Below are 20,773 nucleotides of genomic sequence, written 5' to 3'. Positions count from 1 at the left end.
CCTGCACCCACTCCCGGCGCCGGACAGGGGTGAGGGCAGGTGGGCCATGAAGTCCACCTGCCCTCACCCATCTACCTCAGCGCACCTCCCGCGCGTACGGGGCGACGGTGATCCGGTCGATCAGCGGCGCGTAGCGGGAGCGGAGCAGCACCCCGGGGAAGGTGTCCGAGGCGTAGGTGGTGCCGTCGAAGTTGGGCAGTTCCTCGGAGCGGAAGGTGATCGTGTTCTGTCCCTTCTGGAGGCGGACCGGGACGGTCAGCTCCCAGAAGTTGTTCGCGTGGAAGCTGTGCGGGAAGCCGACGCGCCGCATGTCGCCGCCGTTGACGGTGATGTCGGCGTGGCGGGCGAGGGGGTCCGGGTTGTAGTGGGTGGCCTCGGACTGCTCGGGGTTGGAGTAGCGGACGCGCAGCGCGTACAGGCCGGCCCGGTCGGCCGTGACGGTGAACGTCGCGGTGTTGCCGTTGCCCGGGTCGCCGCCGATGCCCGTGATCGCCGTGCCGTCGGTGGCCAGGGAGAGCGGGGTCAGCGTGGCCGAGCCGGCGAGCTGGGCATCGTTCGCCTCGTACGTACGCGCCGGGAGCGTGCCCCCGGTCGGCGTGACCCTGAGACGGTCGACGAGAGTCGTGGCCGAAACTCCGGTTACCGTCACCTTGTTGACACCGCCCGAGAGGGAGACGGCCACGCTGCTCCTGCCGTTGCCCAGACGCAGAACGTCGTGCCCGTTGACCGAGAGCCGGGCGCCCGAACCGCCGAGGGTGTCGACCTTGAGGGTGGCCTCGCGGTCGGCGGGTGAGTAGACCCAGAACGTGGCGGTCTGGCCCTTCGCCAGCCGGGCCGCGCCCGAGCCGGTGGCCGGCTGCCTCGGCAGGTCGTAAGCGGGCCGTGCCCCGCCGCCGAGCCAGGCCAGCTCGCCCTCGTACACCTGGGTCTTCGCCGAAGACTCCGGCAGGGAGAGGGTGAGGCGGTCGACGATGGCGTCACCCTTGGTGGCGCGCTTGCCGTCGAGGCTCTGCGCGGCGAGCGTCAGAGTGTGCCTGCCCTTGGTGAGCTTGACCTTGGTGTCGGTGTGGTCCCACACCACCCACTTGTAGCCCAGCGGCAGATGCAGTTCCTGCTCGCTGTCCGGCTTGCCGTCCAGGGCACGCCCTGCGGTGGCACCGTCCCGCCCAGCCCGGTGGCGGCGGCAGCGGCCCCCGCCGCGTGTTCGGCGGCCGTCACCACGGCACCCTCGGCGGCCACCGGCCCGGCGGCCGCGTCGCCCGAGGCCGCCCGGCCGCGCCGCCGCCCGGTACCCGCGGACCCCTCGGCGTCGTCACCACCGGCGCCCTGCGCGGGCAAGGGCGCCTCGCCGACCGGTTCCTCGGCCCGCCGCCTGCGCCGCCCGGTGGGGGCGGCGGCGGACGCGGCCTCCGCCTCGGGGGCGTCCTCGCTCTCCAGGAACGCGTCCACCGACGACCGCCGCGCCCGTCGCCGTCCGCCACCGGCGGCCTGCTCGGGCAGCGCGACCTCGGCACCGGCGGCCACACCATCGGCGTCGCCGTCGGAGTCCACCTCGGCGTCGACGGTGGCGGGCGCGGCCGCGAGCGCGACGGCACCCGCCCCGCCCCCCAGCGGCACCTCCAGCACATACGCGCTGCCGCTCATCCCCGGCACCTCGACCGTCTGGAGCACACCGCCGTGCGCCCGCACGATCCCCTGGACGATCGGCTGGTGCACCGGGTCTCCCCCGGTGTACGGCCCGCGCACCTCGATGCGTACGACCTCACCGCGCTGCGCGGCCGCCACGACCACGGTGTTGTCCATGTAGCCACCGGCCGACATGGGCGAGTTGCCCGTGGCGTCGACGCCCGCCACATCCGCGACGAGATGCGCGAGCGCGGTGGCGAGCCGTGCCTGGTCCACCTCGGCCTCGATGGGCGGCGCGTGCACGGCGAACTGCACCCGTCCCGGCCCGATCAGCTCCACGGCCCCGTCGACACCGGCCGCGACGACCGCGTCGAGCATCACGGCCGTACGGACGAGGTCGTCCTCACCGGCATCGATCCGCTGGTAGCCGAGCACGTTGTCGATGAGCGTCGTGATCCGCGAGTACCCGGCGGTGAGGTGGTGGAGCACCTGGTTGGCCTCGGGCCACAGCTGCCCGGCGTCGTCGGCCGCGAGGGTGCCCAGTTCAGCGCGGAGCTGGTCGAGCGGGCCGCGCAGGGAGGTGCCGAGCACGGCGAGCAGCTGCTCGTGCCGCGCGGCCAGCGCCTCGTAACGGTCCTTCTCCCGCTCCCCGAGCGCGGCATACCGCTCGTCACCGGCGGCGAGTTCCTCGGCGTGCGTCTCGCGCAGCTCGGCCAGCGCGGCGGTGTGCTCCTCGCGGACCTTCTCGATCTGCTCCGCGTGCTCCGTGGTGAGCCGCTCCAGCTCCTCCGCGTGCCGCTCGGCCTCGGCTTCCTTCTCCTCGGCGAGCTGGTCGTACGGCCGCCGGTCGGTGAACGTCATCACGGCGCCCACGAGCTGGTCCCCGTCGCGCACCGGCGCGGTCGTCAGGTCGACCGACACCTTGTCCCCGCTCTTCGACCACAACACCTGCCCGCGCACCCGGTGCTTGCGCCCGGACCGCAGCGTGTCGGCGAGCGGCGACTCGGCGTACGGGAAGGGGGAGCCGTCGTCACGCGAGTGCAGTACGAGAGTGTGCAGCTCCCGCCCGCCGAGGTCGCTGGCCCGATAACCCAGTATCTGAGCGGCAGCCGGATTGACGAGAACGATCCGCCCATCGGTATCGGTCCCCACCACACCCTCGGCGGCGGCCCGCAGAATCATCTCGGTCTGCCGTTGCGAACGCGCGAGCTCGGCCTCGGTGTCGACGGTGCCCGACAGATCGCGGACGACCAGCATGAGCAGCTCGTCATTGGCGTAGCCGTAACCGTCGTACGCCTGCTGCCCGTTCTCCAGATTCGCGCTTGTGACCTCGACCGGGAACTCACTGCCGTCGGTCCGGCGGGCGATCATACGGGTCGGCTTGGTCCGACCGGTCGGGTCGACGCTGTCGGGCCGCCGCATGGATCCCGGGATGAGCCGGGAGTCGAACTCGGGCAGCAGATCGAGCAGCCCCCGCCCGACGAGGGCGGTTCCCGGCGTCTCGAAGGCCTCGAGCGCGATCGTGTTGGCGTTGACGACGGTGCCATTGGCGTTGACCAGCACCAACGCGTCGGGCAGCGCGTCCAGTATGGCTGCGAGGCGAGCAGCGCCTCGGGATGGCCTGCTGCTCACGAGACGCTTCCTCCCTGTTACCGCAACTTGCCGACCACGGGGGCCATGGCCATCTTGCCAACCGGCCCGCAGCGTGTCACGCGAGGGAGTCTACGGGCAGAGGTTGCGCTCGCGACGCCGGATGAGAGGGAGGTCGCACACCGAACATACGGAGACGGCACGACCGTACGGACGGCGATGCCGTGACCGTGTGTTTTGCCCGGCGGCCTGTACGACGGCACATATGTACGGGGACCGGCGGGTCCGGATCGCGCTCGATCACACTTATGGGCAGCCGCCGCCGAGCTTATGCGCGGAGCTCCGGGAGTACGGGCACGAGCGCGTCCCAGCGGGCGATCTCGCAGCCGTTCCCGCGGTCGAAGCGGGCGTCGACGGGGCGCCCGGCCCAGGTGCCGGTGACATGCGCGGTGGCGGGACCGCCGTACAGCATCGTGCAGACCGTGCCCGGCCCGACCGGAGCGAAGGGGTCCTTGCCCCAGATCGTCCGCCGGTCGAGCCGCCCGCACGCGTCCCGTACGGCCGGATGACTGCCGCCCTCGGGATGGCACCGCAACTCGAACGTCCCGTTCGCCCCGGCGCCCACCCCGCGCACCGTCACGATCAGCCGGTCCCCAGGGGCGGGGTCCGGCGACGACGTGCGCGGCAAGGTCTCGGCGGCGTACGCGGCCGGGGCGCCGGGCGCCAGTGCCCCTGCGGCGGCCGCGGCGAGCGAGGCAGCGGCACCGAGGAGAAGCCGGCCCAGGGCGGGGCGGGTGCGGGGTGGTACCGGGCGGCGGTGGGGGGCAGGAGTGGAGGGTGTCTGCGGTGCGGCGGGGGGAGGGCTCTGCGACATGACCTGACTAACGCCACGCCCGCCCCACGGTTGCGCGGCGGCGGTCGGCCATGGGCCTGGCGTGACCGAGCACCCTCGCACCGTTTCCGACCCGCCCCGACGTGCCATACGGCTTTGCCCTGTGGCCTCTCCGCCTAGTACCGTGGGAGCCGATTGGTGACAGCCCGCTCGGCTGTGTCATCATCTGCACGCACCACTCGCGCTCGCGCGGGCGGTTGTGCTGGAGGCGTCGCCTAGTCCGGTCTATGGCGCCGCACTGCTAATGCGGTTTGGGCCTTAAAGCCCATCGAGGGTTCAAATCCCTCCGCCTCCGCGCTTGATCACCGAAGCCCCGGTCCACCCGACCGGGGCTTCGCCGTTCCCACCCCTGCCTCTAGGGGCTCACAGGGTGTTTTCCCAGGTCACAAGGGGTATGGCAAACGGATTTCACATGGCGACGGCAGTCATGTAATGTTCTTCCTGTCGCCGCAAGCGGGCCGAAAGGACCGGGTCGGCGGGAAAACAAAACAAGCACTCGTAGCTTAACGGATAGAGCATCTGACTACGGATCAGAAGGTTGCAGGTTCGAATCCTGCCGAGTGCACACAGGTCGAAGGCCCCTTGGGATGATCCCAAGGGGCCTTCGACATCAGCGGGTGACATCAACGCCTCCGGAAACGGTCCTCAGCCGTCGGTGTCCGGCGCCGTCTCGCCCTCCGAGTTTTCCTCGGTGTCGTCGAGCCCAAGGGCGTCGTCCATGCTCTCCGCAGCGGCCCTCAGCGTCGTGTCCATCACGTGCGCGTAGGTGTCCAGCGTCATCGTGATCGTGCTGTGTCCGAGGGTTTCCATGATCGTGCGCGCGTCGACACCCTGAGCGAGGAGTAGCGAGGCGCAGGTGCGTCGCAGGTCGTGCACCCGCACGCGCCGCACGCTTGCGTCACGACACAAGATCGTGAGCATTCGGTCAAGGCTGCGAGGGTCCGTGACGCGGCCGGTCGCCGTCGTGAAGATCAGTCCGTCGGGCTGCCCCGGTGTGGGCTGCACGAAAGACATAGAGGCCCCCCGGCTCTGTCCGGCTGGATGGGGACGGAGGTGAGTGCGGCCAGGATCGCACCGGAAAGCACGGGTGCGGTCGCCTCGCCGAAGGCGAAGTGAACACAGTGACACTGACCAGCCGTACACAGTGACACTGACCAGCCGTATCACAGGGAAACCGGGGGACGTCGGAGATGCGCATCGCCTTCCTGCTGCACAACGCCTACGCGATGGGCGGAACCGTACGGACGACCATGACACTCGCCGGCACGCTCGCCGGGCGACACCAGGTGGAACTCGTGTCGGTCTTCCGGCACCGCGAGAAACCACAACTGGGGCGCTCGCCGGAGGTGCCGCTGCGGGCCCTGGTGGACCGGCGCAAGGGATCCGCGGACGCGGCGGACCCTCTCGCCCGGCGGGCCGGAGAGGTCTTCCCGAAGGGGGACAGCCGCTCGCACCAGTACCACCGGCTCGCCGAGCAGCGGGTCATCGACTGGCTGCGGGAGACGGACGCCGACGCCGTCGTGGGCACCAGGGCCGGACTCAACGCGCTGGTGGCCCGGTTCGGGCCACGACATGCCGTACGCATCGGCCAGGAGCACCTCACCCACGACAACCACCCGCACCGACTGCGGACGGAACTCCAGCGCTGGTACGGCGGTCTCGACGCGCTGGTCACCATGACCGAGACTGACGCGCGCGACCACCGGCGCGGCATGCGGCTGCGGCGCACCCGGGTGCTGGCCATCCCCAACAGCGTTCCCGAACCCCTGGTGCCGCCGGCCGACGCGGCGGCCAAGGTCGTCGTCGCGGCGGGACGGTTGGCCCGCGTCAAGCGGTACGAGATGCTGGTCGACGCGTTCGCCCTGGCCGGTGCGGCCTGCCCCGACTGGTTCCTGCGCATCTACGGGGACGGCCCGGAGCGCGCCCGGATAGCCGACCGGATAGCCCACCACGGCCTGGGTGACCGGGTCTTCCTGATGGGTTCGGCCACTCCCATCGAGGCCGAGTGGGTCAAGGGCTCCATCGCCGCGGTGACCTCCGCGCACGAGTCGTTCGGAATGACGATCGTGGAGGCCATGCGCTGCGGCCTGCCCGTGGTGAGCACCGACTGCCCCCACGGGCCCGGCGAGATCATCCGCCACGGTGTGGACGGCTTTCTCGTCCCGCGCGACAGCACCCGGGGCGTGGCCGACGCGCTGCTGGTACTGATGCGGGACGACGAACGGCGTGCGGAGATGGGCAGGGCCGCCCGGGCCAGCGCGGAGAAACGATTCGCTCCGGATGACATCGCCGACTGCTACGAGCGCCTGTTCAGCACACTCGTGGAGGAGCGGGCCGGGCGCTCCGCTCCTCCACCGCCCGGCCTGGCCGACTGGCGCGACCGTGCCACCGCGCTCGCCGCCACGGCAGGCATCCTCGCCCGCGGAGCGGTGCGCCGCGGGCGGCGCAAGCTGGGCTGGGTCGGATGAACGCGGATCGCACAGCGGCCTCGGCACAGCGGATGCTCTGGATCGTGGCCGCCGGGTTCTGTCTGCTGTCGGCCGTCCTCGTACCGCTCACCCTGCCGCTCGGCTGGGACGAGATCGTGTACGCCAGCCGCTTCGGATCGTACGGTCCCGCGACCCCGTTCAGCGCCCCGCGTACCCGCGGGGTCCCCCTGCTGCTTGCTCCGATCGCCTCCTGGAGCGACTCGACGGTGCTGCTCAGGGTGTGGCTGCTCCTGCTGGCCGGCGGTGCGCTCTGGCTGGGATTCCGGCCCTGGCTGCGGATCCTGCACCGCCCGGCGGCGGCGTGGGTGGCGGCCGGACTGTACGGCAGCCTGTGGATCACTCTGTTCTACGCCGGTTCCGCGATGCCGAACCACTACACCGCGATGGGTGCCACCGCCGCGGTGGGCTGCTTCCTCGCGCCGCGTCCCCGGTACGCGGGTGTCGCGGCAGGCCTGGCGGTGGTGACACTGATGCGGCCCAACGACGGTGTGGCCGTCGCCGTGCCGCTGCTCCTGGCCGCCGTACTGATGCCCACACTGCGCGGCCACGGCCGCCTGAGGGGGCGTCTGCCGGCCGTGGCGGCCGGACTCGTGGCGGGTGCGCTGCCCTGGGTCGTCGAGGCCGAGGTGCGGTTCGGCGGGGTGCGGAACCGGTTCGCGGAGGCCGACCAGGTCCAGGGCGGCCTGGGGGCCGTCTTCTCCCTGCGCGCCCATCTCACCGCGCTGGACGGCCCGCTGCTGTGCCGTCCCTGTACGGGCGACAGCGTACGGCTGCCCGTGACGGAGTGGTGGGTGCTGCTGCCGCTGCTGGTCGGCCTGGGACTGTGGGCGGAGCGCCGGGCGCGCCGGTCCACTGCACCGCTGTGGCTGGCGGTGGCGGTGGCAGTGGCCACGGCGGCGCCGTATCTCTTCCTCGTCCCCTACGCCGCGCCGCGGTTCCTGCTGCCGGCTTACGCCCTGCTGGCGCTCCCTGCCGCTGTCGGGCTCCTCGCCGTCGTCCACCGGGCCCGTACCCGCCGTTCGGTGCCGACGGCCGCGGTGCTCGCCCTGGCACTCCTCGGGCACTGGGGCATCCAGGCCGGTCTCGTCCACACTCATGCGGGCATCCAGCAGCGGGCCCGCGGAGACTGGGAGCGGATCGCCTCCGTGCTGCGCGAGCACGGGGTGCATCCGCCGTGTGTCCTCGCGGGGAACCGTTCGACGATTCCCATCGCCCACACCGCGGGCTGCACTGTCACGGAGACGGATCCCCGGGCGCACCCCAGCGCGTTGGTCCTTCGCGAGCGGAAGCCACCGCACTGGGCGCGCGACTGGCAGCGTTTTCCGGTGCCGGACACCTATAACCCCGGATGGACCGTCGTCGTGCGTCCATGACGGCCGGCCGTGCGCCTCAGGGCCGGCAGGGCGATGCGGTCCCAAGGTCCACTGCGGCGTCGGCGGCTCCCGTGATGTCAGAACTGACTGGCGCGCCCATGAGCGTTGACGACTTCTGGAAGATCATCGAATCGGCTCGGGCAGCGGCTGACGCCGGCGCAGGGCCTCTGCACGAGACCATGGCGGACCAGCTTGCTTCCCACAGCCGGGGTCGACGCCGCCGAAGCCGGCGAGACGGTCGGGGCTGCCGAAGACGCTCATGTCGCCGCCGGTGGCGGCCAGGAACAGTCGGTATTCGGCCGTGAGGGCGGGGGCGCGGGCGCTCGATCCCTCACGGAACGGGGCCACTTGAGGAAGACGTCGCAGAGACGGTCGCGATTGTACGACTTAGGGACCATCTGTCACACTGGCCCCGCCACCCACGGGCGGGGAAACTTTGGCCGTGCGGTGGATTCGCCCAACTCCTTTTCACGGCAGGGTCAATGCGTACCAACACACTGACCTTGAGGACTGTCCCTGTGCGAAGAAGTCGAATGGCCTTCCTCCTGGCGGCCAGTGTCGTCGCCGGCCTGGTTCCCGTGCTGGCCCCACCACGGCGTCCGCCGCGGGCGATCCCCTCGGCCAGTACCTCCGACAGAAGCCGGCGTGGCACCGTTGCGCCAAGACGATGCCGGCCGCCTTCCAGTGCGCCAGGATCAAGGTTCCGCTCGACTACAGCCGCCCGGGCGGCAAGAAGCTCGACCTCGCGATATCGAGGATGAAGACGAGCACCAAGAAGGAGCGCCGTGGTGTGCTCCTGATCAACCCGGGTGGCCCGGGCACTGAGGGCCTCTACATGTCGAGGGACATGGCGAGCGTGCTGCCGAAGTCCGTGACGAGGAAGTACGACCTCGTGGGCTTTGACCCGCGGGGCATCGGTCGGAGTTCCCCCGTCGGCTGCGGCCTGACGTCCAAGGAGCAGAACCGGGAGCGGCCTTACAAGGCCGAGACGTTCGCCAAGGACGTCAAGTGGGCCCGGACCGTCGCCGAGAAGTGCTACGCCAAGCAGGGCGACAAGTTGCGGCACATCACCACCCGCAACACCGCCCGTGACATGGACGTGATCCGTGCCGTGCTCGGTGAGAAGAAGATCTCCTACTTCGGGATCTCGTACGGCACCTACCTCGGTGCCGTCTACACGCAGATGTTCCCCAAGCGTTCCGACCGCTTCGTGCTGGACAGCGTCGCCGCCGACCCGGCCCGGGTCTGGCGCGGCATGAGCCGGCTCCTTGCGGAGGGCGCTGAGCCCGCCTTCACCAGGTGGACCGAGTGGACCGCCCAGCGGAACTCCCATTACAAGCTGGGGAGCACTCCCCAGGCGGTCTGCAAGACGTTCTACGACCTGGTCGCCCAGGCCGACCGCAAGCCGATCCATTTCGAAGACACCTCACTGACCGGCGCCGACATCCGCTCCCAGAGCCGCGTCATGTTCTTCTACGTGAGCGACGCCGCCGAGTGGATCGCCGAGGTGAAGAAGGCCGCCAAGGGCAGGGCTCCGTCCGCCGGCCAGGACCTCAAGGCACCCACGCAGGCTCCGCCCTCGTTCGGCAGTGCCGTGCCCTCGGACAACAAAGAGGCTGCCTTCTGGTCCATCGTCTGCGCCGACACGCGCGACTGGCCGCGTGATCCGGAGCAGTACCGCCGCGACGCGATCCGGGACAAGGCCGCGTACCCGGTGTACGGCGACTTCGCGTCCAACATCAAGCCGTGCGCCTTCTGGAAGAAGGAAGGCAGCGAGCCCGCCACCAGGGTCGACAACAAGGTCGGCGCGCTGACCTTGCAGAACGAGTGGGATTCCCAGACGCCACTGGCCAGCGGCCAGGGCCTGCGCCGTGCCATGAAGGGGGCGAAGATGGTCACGGTCACCGGAGGCGTCGGACACGGCATCTACGGTCGCATGTCGTGCGCCGACAAGACGGCCACGGCCTACCTGACCACCGGCAAGCTGCCGGCGAAGGACGTGACCTGCAAGGGTCCTACGCCAATACCCTAGCGCGGCGGCGTCAACTCGCTGCCGGTCCCTGCTCCGCAGGGTGTCCCGGGGCGGTGAGCCGCTGCTGACCTTCGGGACGAAGTGAGTTTCACGTGGGGCCTTCCGCTGGGGAGGCCCCCAGCCGGGATCCACGTCACGGGCGGAAGCACGCGGGACAGGACCGGCACTGGCGTGGCCCCCATGGCTGTGCGCGCGCTCCGACCATGAGCGAGCCGTGAAACCGAGAGGTGGCCCAGGAGCCCCGCGCACACTGGGAGTTGGTGGCCCTGGCCGGTCTTCGTCCAGAACCGACGGCAACCCTGACGGCAACGACGGCACACAGAGACCGTTGATCACGACCACCAGCCATCAGCTGAGAGGAAGGCGGCACCCCAGCCCGACGTGTTGCCCAATCCCACGGATCAGAAGGTTGCAGGTTCGAACCCTGCCGAGTGCACACAGTCAAAGCCCCAAGGATCCAGAGGGGCTTTGTCGTGCCGTCATCCGGCCGTTCGGGGGATACGCGGGCCGTCTCCGGCGCGTGCGCGCCCCGTTGGGGCATCCCTTGATGGGACGGAAGGGAGACGTGATGCCGCTCTATCTATCGAGGTTCAGCTATACGCCGGAGACCTGGGCGAGGTTGATCGGCCACCCCGAGGACCGCGCGAAGGCCGCTCAGGCGTACATCGAGTCCGTCGGCGGAAAGCTCCATGGCTTCTGGTATGCCTTCGGCAAGCATGACGGCTACAACCTGTGGGAGGCCCCGGACCACGTGTCCATGGCCTCGGTCGCACTGGCGATCAGTGGAGGGGGAGCACTCAGTTCGTTCGAGACGACTGTTCTCCTGACCGTCGATGAAACGCTGGATGCCCTGCGGAAAGCCGGACAAGTCCAGTACCGGCCTCCTGGCGCGTAGCGGTCCGGATCACGTACAGCAACCGGGTTCCTCCACTGGAGCCAGGCAGGGCCTCTGGCTCAGGGCTCGCGACGGGCCGAGCGCTGCGTCTTCGGCGCGACGGTCAGCGGTTCGCCGCCGACCTGCTGCAGGGCCTGCCCTGCCGGGCGCCGCTTCCGACGCTCGCCGATTCCCGGCGTATCCGTTGCGTTGACGACCCGACGGACACCCCAAGGCGGTCATGCGGTCGAGGGCGGCGTGCTGATGCCCAGCAGGGAGAGGAAGGCGGAGGCTGCGAGGGACGGGGTGTGGGGGGTCCAGATGAGGTGCTCGACCCGGATGGGGCCGTTGGTGATCGGTACGCAGCGCAGGCCGTGCAGTTCGGTGGTGAACGTTGCGGGCAGGAGGGCGATGCCCAGGCCGTGGCGGACCATTCGGATGATGAGCCCGACGCCGGAGACCTCGAAGGCGACCTCGCGTCGCAGGTCGGCCGCGGCGAACGCCTCGTCGGACTGGGCGCGGGCGGCGCTGCCTTCGGCGAAGTCGACGAATGCCTCGTCGGCGAGGAGGTGAAGGTCCACCTCGTGTTTGGTGGCCAGCGGGTGGTCCGGGGCGAGCACCGCGACGTGCCGGCCGTGGGCGAGTTCCTTGTCGCGGACGCCCTGCGGTCGGAAGCCGGGCGGTACGCCGAGGAACGCCGCGTCCAGTCTGCCGTCGCGTACCTGCTCGACGAGCTGTTCGCTGGAGCCCGCCCGCAGAGTGATCCGTACCTGGGGGTGGCGCAGGCGGTAGTCCCGGAGCGCCGCCGGGAGGTCGACGGCCGCGACGGTGGGGATGGAGCCGAGGGTCAGTCTGCCCCGTATCTCGCCGGTGGCCGCCGCCACCTCCGCCCGCGCCCGCTCAGCTGCTTCCAGGGCCTGGCGGGCGGCGGGCAGGAACGCCTCTCCGGCGGTGGTCAGCCGTACCCGGCGGCTGGTCCGGTCGAACAGCCGGGCGCCCAGTTCCTTCTCCAGCCGGGCCACTTGGTGGCTGAGCGCGGACTGGGCGATGTGGCACCGCTCGGCGGCGCGGGTGAAGCTCGCGGTCTCCGCCACCGCGAGGACGTAGCGCATCTGCTGGAGATCCATCCGATCCATCGTGGAACACGATGGATCGGATGACAAACATGTGTTGGACCGATGGATGGCTGCTCGGCGATGCTGACATCACGGGCGGCCGGGCGTCAGTCGGCTGGCAGCCACCACCCGGACCGGCGAGGCCCGGGCCGCCGGCCCCGTCCCCGCCGACCCCGTCGTACTGCCATGGGCGCCCTGGGCGCCCCGACCTCGTGGAGACCCCTGTGCGAGTGATCGCCTTCGACCATCTTGTCCTGAACGCCGCCGACATCGAGCGCTCGCTCGCTTTCTACACCGGCCCGTTGGGCCTGGAGCCGGTGCGGGTGGAGGAGTGGCGGGCCGGTAAGGCCCCCTTCCCGTCCGTGCGGGTGAGCCCCACCACCATCATCGACCTCGTCCAGGCGCCCGCCGAGCGGCCGGAGGGCTCCAACGTCGACCACATCTGTCTCGTGGTCGAACCGCTCGACTGGCAGCAGGTCATCGATTCCGGTGTCTTCACGGTGCTGGACGGTCCCGACGAGCGCTTCGGCGCCCGGGGCACCGCGGTCTCCCTCTATGTGCGGGACCCGGACGGCAACACGGTGGAACTGCGCTGGTATCCGCAGGACGCCTGAGGACCCGGTGCGGACCAGCACTACGCGTTCGTGACGGTCACCCGCTTCAGGGAGGCGATCAGGGCGGTCACGGCGGTGGTCGCGGCGAAGCTCCCCGCCGCGACGAGGAACACGCCCACCATGAAGAGGCCGCTGGCGTCGTCCGACCAGTCGTAGAAGGCGGCGGCGGTCAGGCCGGTGGTGACGCCGAGTACGGCGTCCGTGATGTGGCGTCGTGAGGACGCCGCCCAGTACAACGGGGCCAGCAGGGTCAGGACCAGGCCGATCACCTGCCATGCCTCGTACGGGCCGGTCACCGAGCCATCGGGCTGTACGTCACGTTGCTGGTCCCAGCCCAGCCAGGCGGCCCACGCCATCGATGCGATCACGGCCAGCGCGAGGGTCGTCGGCGGTTGGGGAACGAGGTTCAGGGGTTGTTGTCGTCGCATGGCCCAAGGGTTCCGGCTCGCCGAACAGCCGGCCAGAGGTCAGGTACTCACCCCGGCTTGCGTACTTCAGCCGCTGGTCAGAGGCGTTGTCAGTGGTGGCCTCTAATGTCGTGGGGGATGGCACACGCGTGGAGATGTACGGGGCTGCGGTGGGGTGGGGACGGGCCGCTGCTCGGGTGGGAAGGCGGGCGGAGGAGTCCGCTGCATCGGGGGAAGGTGGTTGCTTTTGGGGTGGTGAGCGAGGGGCGGCGGACCTGTGTCGGGGCGCGGGGGAACGCGTGTCCGGTGCGGGCCGGGGTGCCGGGGCGGAGTACGGGGGCTCGGTGCGACGAGTGTGCGCGGCTCGACCGGGCGCATTCCGTCGCCGCCGACACCATCGCCGATGATCCGCGGCCGTACCACGTGTACCTCGCGTGGTTCGGGCCGGGGATGGTGAAGGTCGGGATCACGGCCGTCGAGCGGGGGTCGACTCGGCTCCTTGAGCAGGGGGCGGTCTGCTTCGGGTGGCTGGGGAGGGGGCCGCTCATGGCCGCGCGTCGGACGGAGGAGGTGGTGCGGGCCGCGCTCAAGGTGCCGGACCGGATTCCGTACGCCGAGAAGAGGGTGGTGCGGGCCGCCCTGCCGGAGGCCGGGGAACGGGCGGCCGAGCTCGCGGTGCTGCACGCGCGGGCGCTCGAGGTCTACGGGTGGCCGGAGGCGTTGGAGCCGGTGCCGTTCCAAGTGGTCGATCACTTCGGGGTGTTCGGGCTCGATGGGCTGCCGGCTGCCGAGGGGGTGGTGAGTGAGCTGGTCGCGGGTGGGGTCGTGGGCGGTGAGGTGCTTGCCGTCGCCGGGCCCGATCTGCATCTGGCAACCGGGCGTGGGGCCGTGGTTCTCGATACGCGGCTGATGACCGGGTGGGAGCTGACCGCTCCGGCCGGCGAGGCCGCGCGGGACGTACTCACCGTGCCGGTACGGGAGTTGAAGAGCAGAGGAGGTGTGCAGGACGGGCTGTTCTGAAGGTGCCCGCACCAAGGTGGCCGCGGGCAGTGGCGGGTAGCAGCGGGCGCACAGTGGCGAGTAGCCGCGGGCGGTGGCGAGTAGTCGTGGGTAAAGACTTCGATCCCTTTGGGATCCCGTTCGGAAAGGTGGTGGACGTCGGGTGGCGTGCGGCTCGACAGTGGTGACATGAGCGATCAGCGGATAGCACCTGTTCCTGCCCATGAACCTCCCTATTACGCCGTGGTGTTCACCTCCGTGAAGACCGCGGATCAGAGCGGGTATGGGGAGACCGCCGAGCGGATGGAGGAGTTGGTGAAGGACGTGCCGGGGTTCCTCGGGATGGACCATGCGCGGACGCCTGGGGGGCTTTCCATCACCGTGGGGTACTTCCGGGACGCCGACGCCATCGAGCGGTGGAGGAGCGATGTGGAGCACCGGGCGGCGCAGAAGCGGGGACGGGCCGAGTGGTACGAGAGCTACAGCCTGCACGTCGCCAAGGTCGAGCGGGGCCACAGTTTCGTACGCGAGGGCTTCGCACCCGACAGCTTCGTAAGGGGAGAGCGCGAAGCATGACGGTGCCCGCGTAAAGGTGGGGTCAGATCGGGGGCGTACAGCGTGGTGGCTGTGATCGGGAAGCTGTGAGGAGGCGGTGAGTTCCCCCGGGGAACTCCGTGGAAAAGGCCTGGTCGGCGGGGTCGGTGTCCGAGAAGTCGGGGATCTTCCCAGGGGCCGCCTGAGAGCTGTCTGTGCGTTTCTCAGAAAAATCACACGTTCCCGAAAGGGTGTTCTCACGGCGTCCCTTCAAGGTATCCAGCATGACCGCGACCTCGCCCCAGGGGCGCACCGAACTGCTGAGGCCGGACGGGAGCCCCGTTCGAGTGCTTGTGGTGGACGACGAGCTGTCGATCACCGAACTGCTGTCCATGGCCCTTCGCTATGAGGGGTGGCAGATCCGGAGTGCGGGGGACGGCACGGGTGCCATCCAGACCGCACGGGACTTCCGGCCCGACGCCGTCGTCCTGGACATGATGCTTCCGGACATGGACGGGCTGACCGTCCTCGGGCGGCTGCGGCGTGAGCTGCCGGACGTGCCGGTGCTGTTCCTGACCGCGAAGGACGCGATCGAGGACCGGATCACCGGGCTCACCGCCGGCGGCGACGACTACGTCACCAAGCCGTTCAGCCTCGAAGAGGTCGTGGCCCGGCTGCGCGGACTCATCCGCCGCTCCGGTGCCGCGGACCGGCGGTCGGACTCCGTGCTCGTCGTCGGCGACCTCATGCTCGACGAGGACAGCCACGAGGTCTCGCGCGGCGGGGAGAACATCCACCTCACCGCCACCGAGTTCGAACTGCTGCGCTTCCTGATGCGCAACCCGCGGCGTGTGCTCAGCAAGGCGCAGATCCTCGACCGCGTGTGGTCGTACGACTTCGGCGGCCAGGCCAACGTGGTCGAGCTCTACATCTCGTATCTGCGGCGGAAGATCGACGCCGGGCGGGAGCCGATGATCCACACCCGGCGCGGGGCCGGCTACCTGATCAAGCCCGCCGCGTCATGAGCGGGCGACGACGGACGCGTACGCAGAGGCAGCCGAAGCCGAAGCCGAAGCCGAAGCTGGTACGACCGGGACAGCCGGGACAGCCGGGACAGCCGGGACAGCCGGGACAGCCGGGACCGTACAGCCACCAGGACCGGTTCCAGCCGATGTACTCCACGACCACCTCAACCCAGTTCCGCGCCGGTGAAGTCGCGGACCGCATCTGGGGGGAGCCGACGACGCAGACGCGGCCGGTGCGCCCGCACGATCAGGATTGGAGGAACGCATGATGACCACGCAGTTCGAAACGAGCAGCTGTCAGGGGGGTGCGAGCCCCACGAGTCCCGATCGGGAGTCGCCCGCGGGCAACAGAACCGCCGTGCAGGAACCGGTCGTTCAGGAGACCCTCGACGGCTATGGCACCCCGGCCCCCGGCACCGGCTCCGGTGAGCCCAAGCAGCCCCTCGGCCGGCGGATCTGGCGCGGGCACCCCGAGGACAACCGCTGGATCCGCCCCGGATTCCTGCTCACCCTCCTCCTCGTCGGCGGCCTGTACACCTGGAACCTCACGGCTTCCGGTTACGCCAACTCCTTCTACCTTTGATCTTGGACACCAAGGACGATCTGCTGGAACTGGCTCTCGACCGTGCGTTCGGCGAGCTGGTGCTGCCCGGGGAGGGCGCCGGCGAGGACTGGCGGGACCGACTCCGCATGCTCGCCAAGGAGTACCGGGCGGTGCTGGTCCGGCACCCCTGGGTGTCGCCGCTCGCCGGTACCTTCCTCAACATCGGCCCGCACTCGCTCGACTTCTCGCTCGCCGTGCAACGCGTGATCCGTGGCACCGGGCTCCCCGCCCACGGGCAGACCGGTGTGATCGCCGCCGTCTTCCAGTTCGTGTACGGCTTCGGCACCATCGAGGGGCACTTCATCCAGCGCTGCGCCAGTGCCGGCATGACCCAGGACGAGTACTTCCGCCATGCGATGAGCGCGGTGAGCGAGACCCCCGAACTCGGCGAGCTCGTCCAGCAGTCCGCGGACCTCATGGAGGCCCGCGGCGGCGACACCGTCGAGGAGATGCGCGAACGGGACTTCACCTACGCCCTGGAGACCCTCATCGCCGGCATCGAGGTAATGGTCGACCGGGGCTGAGACCGACTCAGTCTCCCTCGGCGAGCCGTGCGGGGAATCCGCCGGTCGCCACGGGCCCCCACTTCACCGGCGTGACCCGGATGATCGACTTTCCCTGCTTGACCATCGCCTCCCGGTACTCGTCCCAGTTCGGGTGTTCGCCCGCGATGTTCCGGAAGTACTCCACGAGTGGCTCGACGGAGTCCGGCGAGTCGATGACCTCCGCCGTTCCGTCGATCTGGACCCAGGGGCCGTCCCAGTCGTCGCTCAGTACGACGACGCTGACCCGCTCGTCCCGCTTGGCGTTGCGCGTCTTGGCACGCTCGGGGTAGGTGGAGACGACGATCCGACCCGAGTCGTCGACACCGCAGGTCAGCGGCGACGCCTGAGGGCTGCCGTCGGCCCGGCGGGTGAGGAGGAGCGCGCGGTGGCGGGGGCGTACGAAGTCGAGCAGTTCTTCGAGGGAGACCTTGGTGTTGGTCGCGATGTTCCGTGGCATGCCGCACAGCGTAGGGCCGCTTGCGACCGGCCGGTGGGGCGGTGCTCCACCGGCCGGGGTCCGAACAGTGCGAACTACTCGCCGGGGTGGGCGAGTTCGATGTCGTGGTCGTCGACGCCCGCACCGGTGACCGTCAGGGCCGTGGCCACCGGCGGGTACCCGGTGGCGATGACCGTGTACTCGCCGCCGTCCAGGTCGGTGAAGGCGTACACCCCGTCCTCCCCGGTGGTGGCGGTGCCGACGACGTTGCCCGCCGCGTCGACGAGGGTCACGCGGGCGTCCGGCAGGGCCCCGCCCGGCGTTCGTACGACCCCCTGGAGCCGGGCCCCGGCCTCCAGGTCGACCTCGATCCGGGTGACGCCGGTGCCGCCCACCTCGACGGGCAGGGCGCGCGGGCGGTACCCGGCCGCGTTCACCGCGACGGTCACGGCACCCGGCACCAGCTCGGCGAAGCCGAACTCGCCCTGCTCATCGGTGTTCCCGGTGGCCAGCACCTCCCCGCGCACATCGGTCACCACGACCATGGCGTCCTCGACGGGCAGGGCGCTCTGCGCGGTCCGCACGACGCCGCTCAGGCCGCTCGTCCCGCTCAGCAGGACGTCGTACGAGACCGGCTCGCCGTCCACGACGAGCGTGGACGCCTGCGGCTGGAACCCGTCGGCGGCGGCGAGCAGCACATACGACCCGGCGCCGGGCGCGTCCACCCCGTAGGCCCCGTCGGCCCCCGCGACCGAACGGCCGAGCTGTCGGCCCTCGCGCGAGATCAGCGTGACGGCGGCCCGGGGGACGGGCGCGTTCTCGGCGCCGCGCACATGGCCCCGGATCGGGGTCCCGCCGGAACCGACGGGCGGCGCCGTGGCGGTCTTCTCGGCTGCGGCCGTGGCGGGCGCCTGCTCCTGCGCCGTCTCAGCCGTCTCAGCCGTTTCAGCCGTCTGAGCCGTCTGAGCCGTCTGAGCCGTCTGAGCCGTCTGAGCCGTCTGAGCCGTCTGAGCCGTCTGAGCCGTCTGAGCCGTCTGCGCCATCGCCCCCTTCGTCTTCAGCGGCACCTCCTTGATGAAGAGGGAGAAGACGAGGGCGAGGAGGGCGATCGGCGCGGCGTAGAGGAAGACGTCCCCGATGCCGTGGCCGTAGGAGCTCTCGATGACCGTGCGGATGGGCGCGGGCAGCGAGGCCAGGTCGGGGATCTCGCCGTGGCCCATGGACGAGCCGGACACGCCGAGCCTGGCGAGTCCGTCCTCCGCGTAGTGGGTGATCCGGTGGCTGAGGACCGCGCCCAGGGCGGAGACGCCGATCGCGCCGCCGAGGGAGCGGAAGAAGGTGACCACCGAGCTTGCGGCGCCCAGGTCGGTCGGGTCCACCTGGTTCTGGGTGCACAGCACCAGGTTCTGCATCATCATGCCGACGCCGAGCCCGAGCAGCGCCATGAAGATCGCCACATGCCAGTACGCGGTGTCGTACCGGAGGGTGCCCAGCAGCCCGAGGCCCGCGCTCACCAGCACACCACCGGCGATCAGCCAGGCCTTCCAGCGGCCGGTACGGGTGATGACCTGCCCGGAGACCGTCGAGGAGACGAACAGGCCGGCGATCATCGGGATGGTCAGGACGCCGGACATGGTCGGCGACTTGTCCCGGGCCAGCTGGAAGTACTGGCTGAAGAAGATGGTGCCCGCGAACATCGCGACGCCCACGAAGAGCGAGGCCAGCGAGGCCAGCGTGATCGTCCGGTTGCGGAACAGCCGCAGCGGGATGATCGGCTCGCTCGCCCTGGCCTCGACGAGCACGAAGACCACGAGCAGCGCGAGCGTGCCGCCGACCATCGCGTACGTCTGCCAGGACACCCAGTCGTACTTGTCACCGGCGAAGGTCACCCAGATCAGCAGCAGGCAGACCGCGGCCGTGATGAGGAAGGCGCCCGCCCAGTCGACCTTGGCCTTGCGGCGGACGACCGGCAGGTGCAGGGTCCGCTGGAGCACGATCAGCGCGATGACGGCGAAGGGCACGCCGACGTAGAAGCACCAGCGCCAGCCGAGCCAGTCGGTGTCGGTGATGACCCCGCCGATCAGCGGACCGCCGACCATCGCGGTCGCGAAGGTGGCACCGAGGTAGCCGTTGTACCGGCCGCGTTCACGCGGGGAGATCATCGCCGCGAGGATGATCTGCGCCAGCGAGGAGAGCCCGCCCATGCCGATGCCCTGGACGGCGCGGAACGCGATGAGCGTGCCGGCGTTCTGGGACAGCCCGGCCGCGGCGGAGCCGAGCACGAAGATGACCAGCGCCAGCTGGATCAGCAGCTTCTTGGAGAACAGGTCGGCGAGCTTGCCCCACAGCGGGGTGGACGCGGTCATCGCCAGCAGCGACGCGGTGACCACCCAGGTGTAGGCGCTCTGTCCGCCGCCCAGGTCCTTGATGATGTCGGGCAGCGCGTTCGACACGATCGTCGACGACAGGATCGCCACGAACATGCCGAGCAGCAGCCCGGTCAGGGCTTCCATGATCTGCCGGTGACTCATCGGAGCGCCGTCGCCGTGTCTGCCGTGGCCGCCCCCTCCGTGCTTGGCGTGAGCCCGCACACCGGCTGGTGTGGTCGTTGCCATGGGGCTTCCTTCTCCTGTGCTCTTTGCGGGTGTACGGGTTGCTGGTCTGTCGCTCGCGGTCTGCTACACGGGCGTGCAGGGCGGCGCGGTGGCGTCGAAGCTCTCGCGCAGTCGGCCCAGGAGCCGGGTGAGCTGTCCGACCTCGTCGTCGGACCAGTCGCTCAGCCGTTCGGCCATCAGCCGGCTGCTGCGCCGGTACAGCTCGGTGACCACGGCCCGGCCCTCGGGGGTCAGACGGAGGATGCGCGAGCGTTTGTCCGCCGGGTCGGGGAGCCGTTCGATCCAGCCCCGTTCGGCGACGTGCGCGACATGACGGCTGGTCACCGACATGTCCACCGAGAGCAGCTCGGCGAGCCTGCTCATCCGCATGTCGCCGTGCCGGCCGAGCAGGGCCAGGACTCCCGCCGATCCGCCCGGGCAGTCGTACGGCAGCATCCGTCCGATCTCCCGCTTCACGGCCCCGATGGCACTGAGCTGACGGGCCAACTCCTCGTAGTGCGCCTCCTCGGACATGGAGCCCCTCCCTTGTTTGTTGCTTAGGGCAACCATAGGGGTGGATGGTTGCTACAGGCAAATGAAACTGGACGTTCACGGCCCAAGTCTTGGCAAAGGAGAACAATGGGCAGGTCGCGCGGGCACCAGCGGGGTTGGGTCCCGGATACCCGATTCGCTAAGGTCTCGGGCCATGGCTGACAACCAGGGCCCCCAGGGCAACTATGACCCCGCGGGCAGCACCCAGATGTTCCGCGCCTTCGTCGACGAGACCCCGGCCGGGGGGCGGCAGGCCGCCGCGGCGGGCTCCGCCGGGCCGCGTGTTGGTGTGATCGTCGGTGTCATCGCGGCGGTGGCGGTTGTGGCCGCCGTTGTGTGGCTGGCGTTGGCCTAGTGCTTCGGCTTGGCCGCAGGGTGCCTACTCGTCTGCCGGGCTCTGTGATGTGGCGGGTGCGGGTCCGTTGTGGTTGCTCGTGCAGTTCCCCGCGCCCCTTGAAAGCCCCGGCGACCC

General features: G+C 70.2%; 18 protein-coding genes, 2 tRNA genes and 2 pseudogenes. 13 read left to right on the top strand and 9 right to left on the bottom strand.

Translation table 11 applies throughout. The features are described from left to right. Positions 1 to 76: 76 nt before the first annotated feature. The 3 genes and pseudogenes from CES90_RS32140 to CES90_RS32130 all read right to left on the bottom strand — a co-directional run. Positions 77 to 1,138, bottom strand: a pseudogene (locus tag CES90_RS32140) (LamG-like jellyroll fold domain-containing protein); the annotation flags it as partial. Beyond that, a complete protein-coding gene (locus CES90_RS32135) occupies positions 1,024 to 3,258 on the bottom strand; it encodes a PAS domain-containing protein (protein ID WP_232791337.1) in 2,235 nt (744 codons plus the stop codon). The pseudogene CES90_RS32140 and the gene CES90_RS32135, both read right to left, overlap by 115 nt. 286 nt (positions 3,259 to 3,544) lie before the next feature. Next, on the bottom strand, positions 3,545 to 4,090 hold the full coding sequence (locus tag CES90_RS32130; RefSeq protein WP_189780979.1) for an SSI family serine proteinase inhibitor: 546 nt from the start codon (positions 4,088 to 4,090) through the stop codon (positions 3,545 to 3,547). A gap of 222 nt (positions 4,091 to 4,312) precedes the next feature. On the opposite strand from CES90_RS32130, the gene CES90_RS32125 reads away from it, so the two are divergent. Further along, positions 4,313 to 4,403: transfer RNA gene (locus CES90_RS32125), tRNA-Ser, on the top strand. Positions 4,404 to 4,600: 197 nt separating this feature from the next. Beyond that, positions 4,601 to 4,673, top strand: a tRNA-Arg gene (locus CES90_RS32120). A gap of 80 nt (positions 4,674 to 4,753) precedes the next feature. Here the strand turns inward: CES90_RS32120 and CES90_RS32115 are convergent. Further along, positions 4,754 to 5,122 (bottom strand): tyrosine-type recombinase/integrase, encoded by a 369-nt coding sequence (locus CES90_RS32115; RefSeq protein ID WP_268257007.1) that lies wholly within the window; start codon positions 5,120 to 5,122, stop codon positions 4,754 to 4,756. 176 nt (positions 5,123 to 5,298) lie between these two features. On the opposite strand from CES90_RS32115, the gene CES90_RS32110 reads away from it, so the two are divergent. The 4 genes from CES90_RS32110 to CES90_RS32095 all read left to right on the top strand — a co-directional run bounded on the left by CES90_RS32110 (position 5,299) and on the right by CES90_RS32095 (position 10,897). After that, entirely contained in the window at positions 5,299 to 6,576 is a 1,278-nt protein-coding gene (locus CES90_RS32110) for a glycosyltransferase (RefSeq protein WP_189780980.1), read from the top strand. Next, positions 6,573 to 7,970, top strand: a complete 1,398-nt coding sequence (locus CES90_RS32105) for a hypothetical protein (protein WP_189780981.1) — start codon at positions 6,573 to 6,575, stop codon at positions 7,968 to 7,970. Before CES90_RS32110 ends, CES90_RS32105 begins: the two co-directional genes overlap by 4 nt. A 667-nt stretch (positions 7,971 to 8,637) precedes the next feature. Further along, entirely contained in the window at positions 8,638 to 10,002 is a 1,365-nt protein-coding gene (locus CES90_RS32100) for an alpha/beta hydrolase (protein WP_373313266.1), read from the top strand. Between the two features lie 568 nt (positions 10,003 to 10,570). Then, positions 10,571 to 10,897, top strand: coding sequence for a GYD domain-containing protein (locus CES90_RS32095; RefSeq protein ID WP_189780982.1), 327 nt, complete (start codon positions 10,571 to 10,573; stop codon positions 10,895 to 10,897). Between the two features lie 218 nt (positions 10,898 to 11,115). Here the strand turns inward: CES90_RS32095 and CES90_RS32090 are convergent, their stop codons facing one another. Further along, positions 11,116 to 12,003, bottom strand: a complete 888-nt coding sequence (locus CES90_RS32090; RefSeq protein ID WP_189780983.1) for a LysR family transcriptional regulator — start codon at positions 12,001 to 12,003, stop codon at positions 11,116 to 11,118. A 212-nt stretch (positions 12,004 to 12,215) separates the two neighbouring features. Between CES90_RS32090 and CES90_RS32085 the strand changes: the two genes are divergently transcribed. After that, positions 12,216 to 12,605 carry a VOC family protein gene (locus tag CES90_RS32085; RefSeq protein WP_149826947.1) on the top strand — a complete coding sequence of 130 codons (390 nt, stop codon included), beginning with the start codon at positions 12,216 to 12,218 and terminating at the stop codon, positions 12,603 to 12,605. A gap of 20 nt (positions 12,606 to 12,625) precedes the next feature. Here CES90_RS32085 and CES90_RS32080 read toward each other — a convergent pair whose 3' ends face one another. After that, a complete protein-coding gene (locus CES90_RS32080; RefSeq protein ID WP_189780984.1) occupies positions 12,626 to 13,033 on the bottom strand; it encodes a hypothetical protein in 408 nt (135 codons plus the stop codon). 117 nt (positions 13,034 to 13,150) lie between these two features. Here CES90_RS32080 and CES90_RS32075 point away from each other — a divergent pair, with 117 nt between their 5' ends. The 5 genes and pseudogenes from CES90_RS32075 to CES90_RS32055 form a co-directional block, all read left to right on the top strand. Continuing rightward, a complete protein-coding gene (locus CES90_RS32075) occupies positions 13,151 to 14,032 on the top strand; it encodes a DUF2797 domain-containing protein (RefSeq protein ID WP_189780985.1) in 882 nt (293 codons plus the stop codon). Positions 14,033 to 14,200: 168 nt separating this feature from the next. Next, on the top strand, positions 14,201 to 14,587 hold the full coding sequence (locus CES90_RS32070; protein ID WP_189780986.1) for an antibiotic biosynthesis monooxygenase family protein: 387 nt from the start codon (positions 14,201 to 14,203) through the stop codon (positions 14,585 to 14,587). Positions 14,588 to 14,829: 242 nt separating this feature from the next. Further along, entirely contained in the window at positions 14,830 to 15,570 is a 741-nt protein-coding gene (locus CES90_RS32065; protein ID WP_229913593.1) for a response regulator transcription factor, read from the top strand. A 358-nt stretch (positions 15,571 to 15,928) separates the two neighbouring features. Beyond that, a complete protein-coding gene (locus CES90_RS32060) occupies positions 15,929 to 16,153 on the top strand; it encodes a hypothetical protein (RefSeq protein WP_232791336.1) in 225 nt (74 codons plus the stop codon). A gap of 2 nt (positions 16,154 to 16,155) precedes the next feature. Further along, positions 16,156 to 16,698 (top strand): annotated as a pseudogene (locus CES90_RS32055) (TetR/AcrR family transcriptional regulator C-terminal domain-containing protein); the annotation flags it as partial. Positions 16,699 to 16,705: 7 nt separating this feature from the next. On the opposite strand, the gene CES90_RS32050 reads toward CES90_RS32055, so the two are convergent. From CES90_RS32050 to CES90_RS32040, 3 genes are all read right to left on the bottom strand, one after another. Beyond that, entirely contained in the window at positions 16,706 to 17,176 is a 471-nt protein-coding gene (locus CES90_RS32050; protein ID WP_189780988.1) for a PPOX class F420-dependent oxidoreductase, read from the bottom strand. Positions 17,177 to 17,250: 74 nt separating this feature from the next. Beyond that, positions 17,251 to 19,770 (bottom strand): MFS transporter, encoded by a 2,520-nt coding sequence (locus tag CES90_RS32045; RefSeq protein WP_189780989.1) that lies wholly within the window; start codon positions 19,768 to 19,770, stop codon positions 17,251 to 17,253. 63 nt (positions 19,771 to 19,833) lie between these two features. Next, positions 19,834 to 20,283, bottom strand: a complete 450-nt coding sequence (locus CES90_RS32040; RefSeq protein WP_189780990.1) for a MarR family winged helix-turn-helix transcriptional regulator — start codon at positions 20,281 to 20,283, stop codon at positions 19,834 to 19,836. Between the two features lie 172 nt (positions 20,284 to 20,455). On the opposite strand from CES90_RS32040, the gene CES90_RS32035 reads away from it, so the two are divergent. Then, complete coding sequence (locus CES90_RS32035) at positions 20,456 to 20,656, top strand: hypothetical protein (protein ID WP_189780991.1); 201 nt, start codon at positions 20,456 to 20,458, stop codon at positions 20,654 to 20,656. Positions 20,657 to 20,773 lie beyond the last annotated feature (117 nt).

It is taken from the genome of Streptomyces capitiformicae, from assembly GCF_002214185.1.
Classification (GTDB): domain Bacteria; phylum Actinomycetota; class Actinomycetes; order Streptomycetales; family Streptomycetaceae; genus Streptomyces; species Streptomyces capitiformicae.
This window is presented reverse-complemented; position numbering and strand designations above follow the sequence as displayed.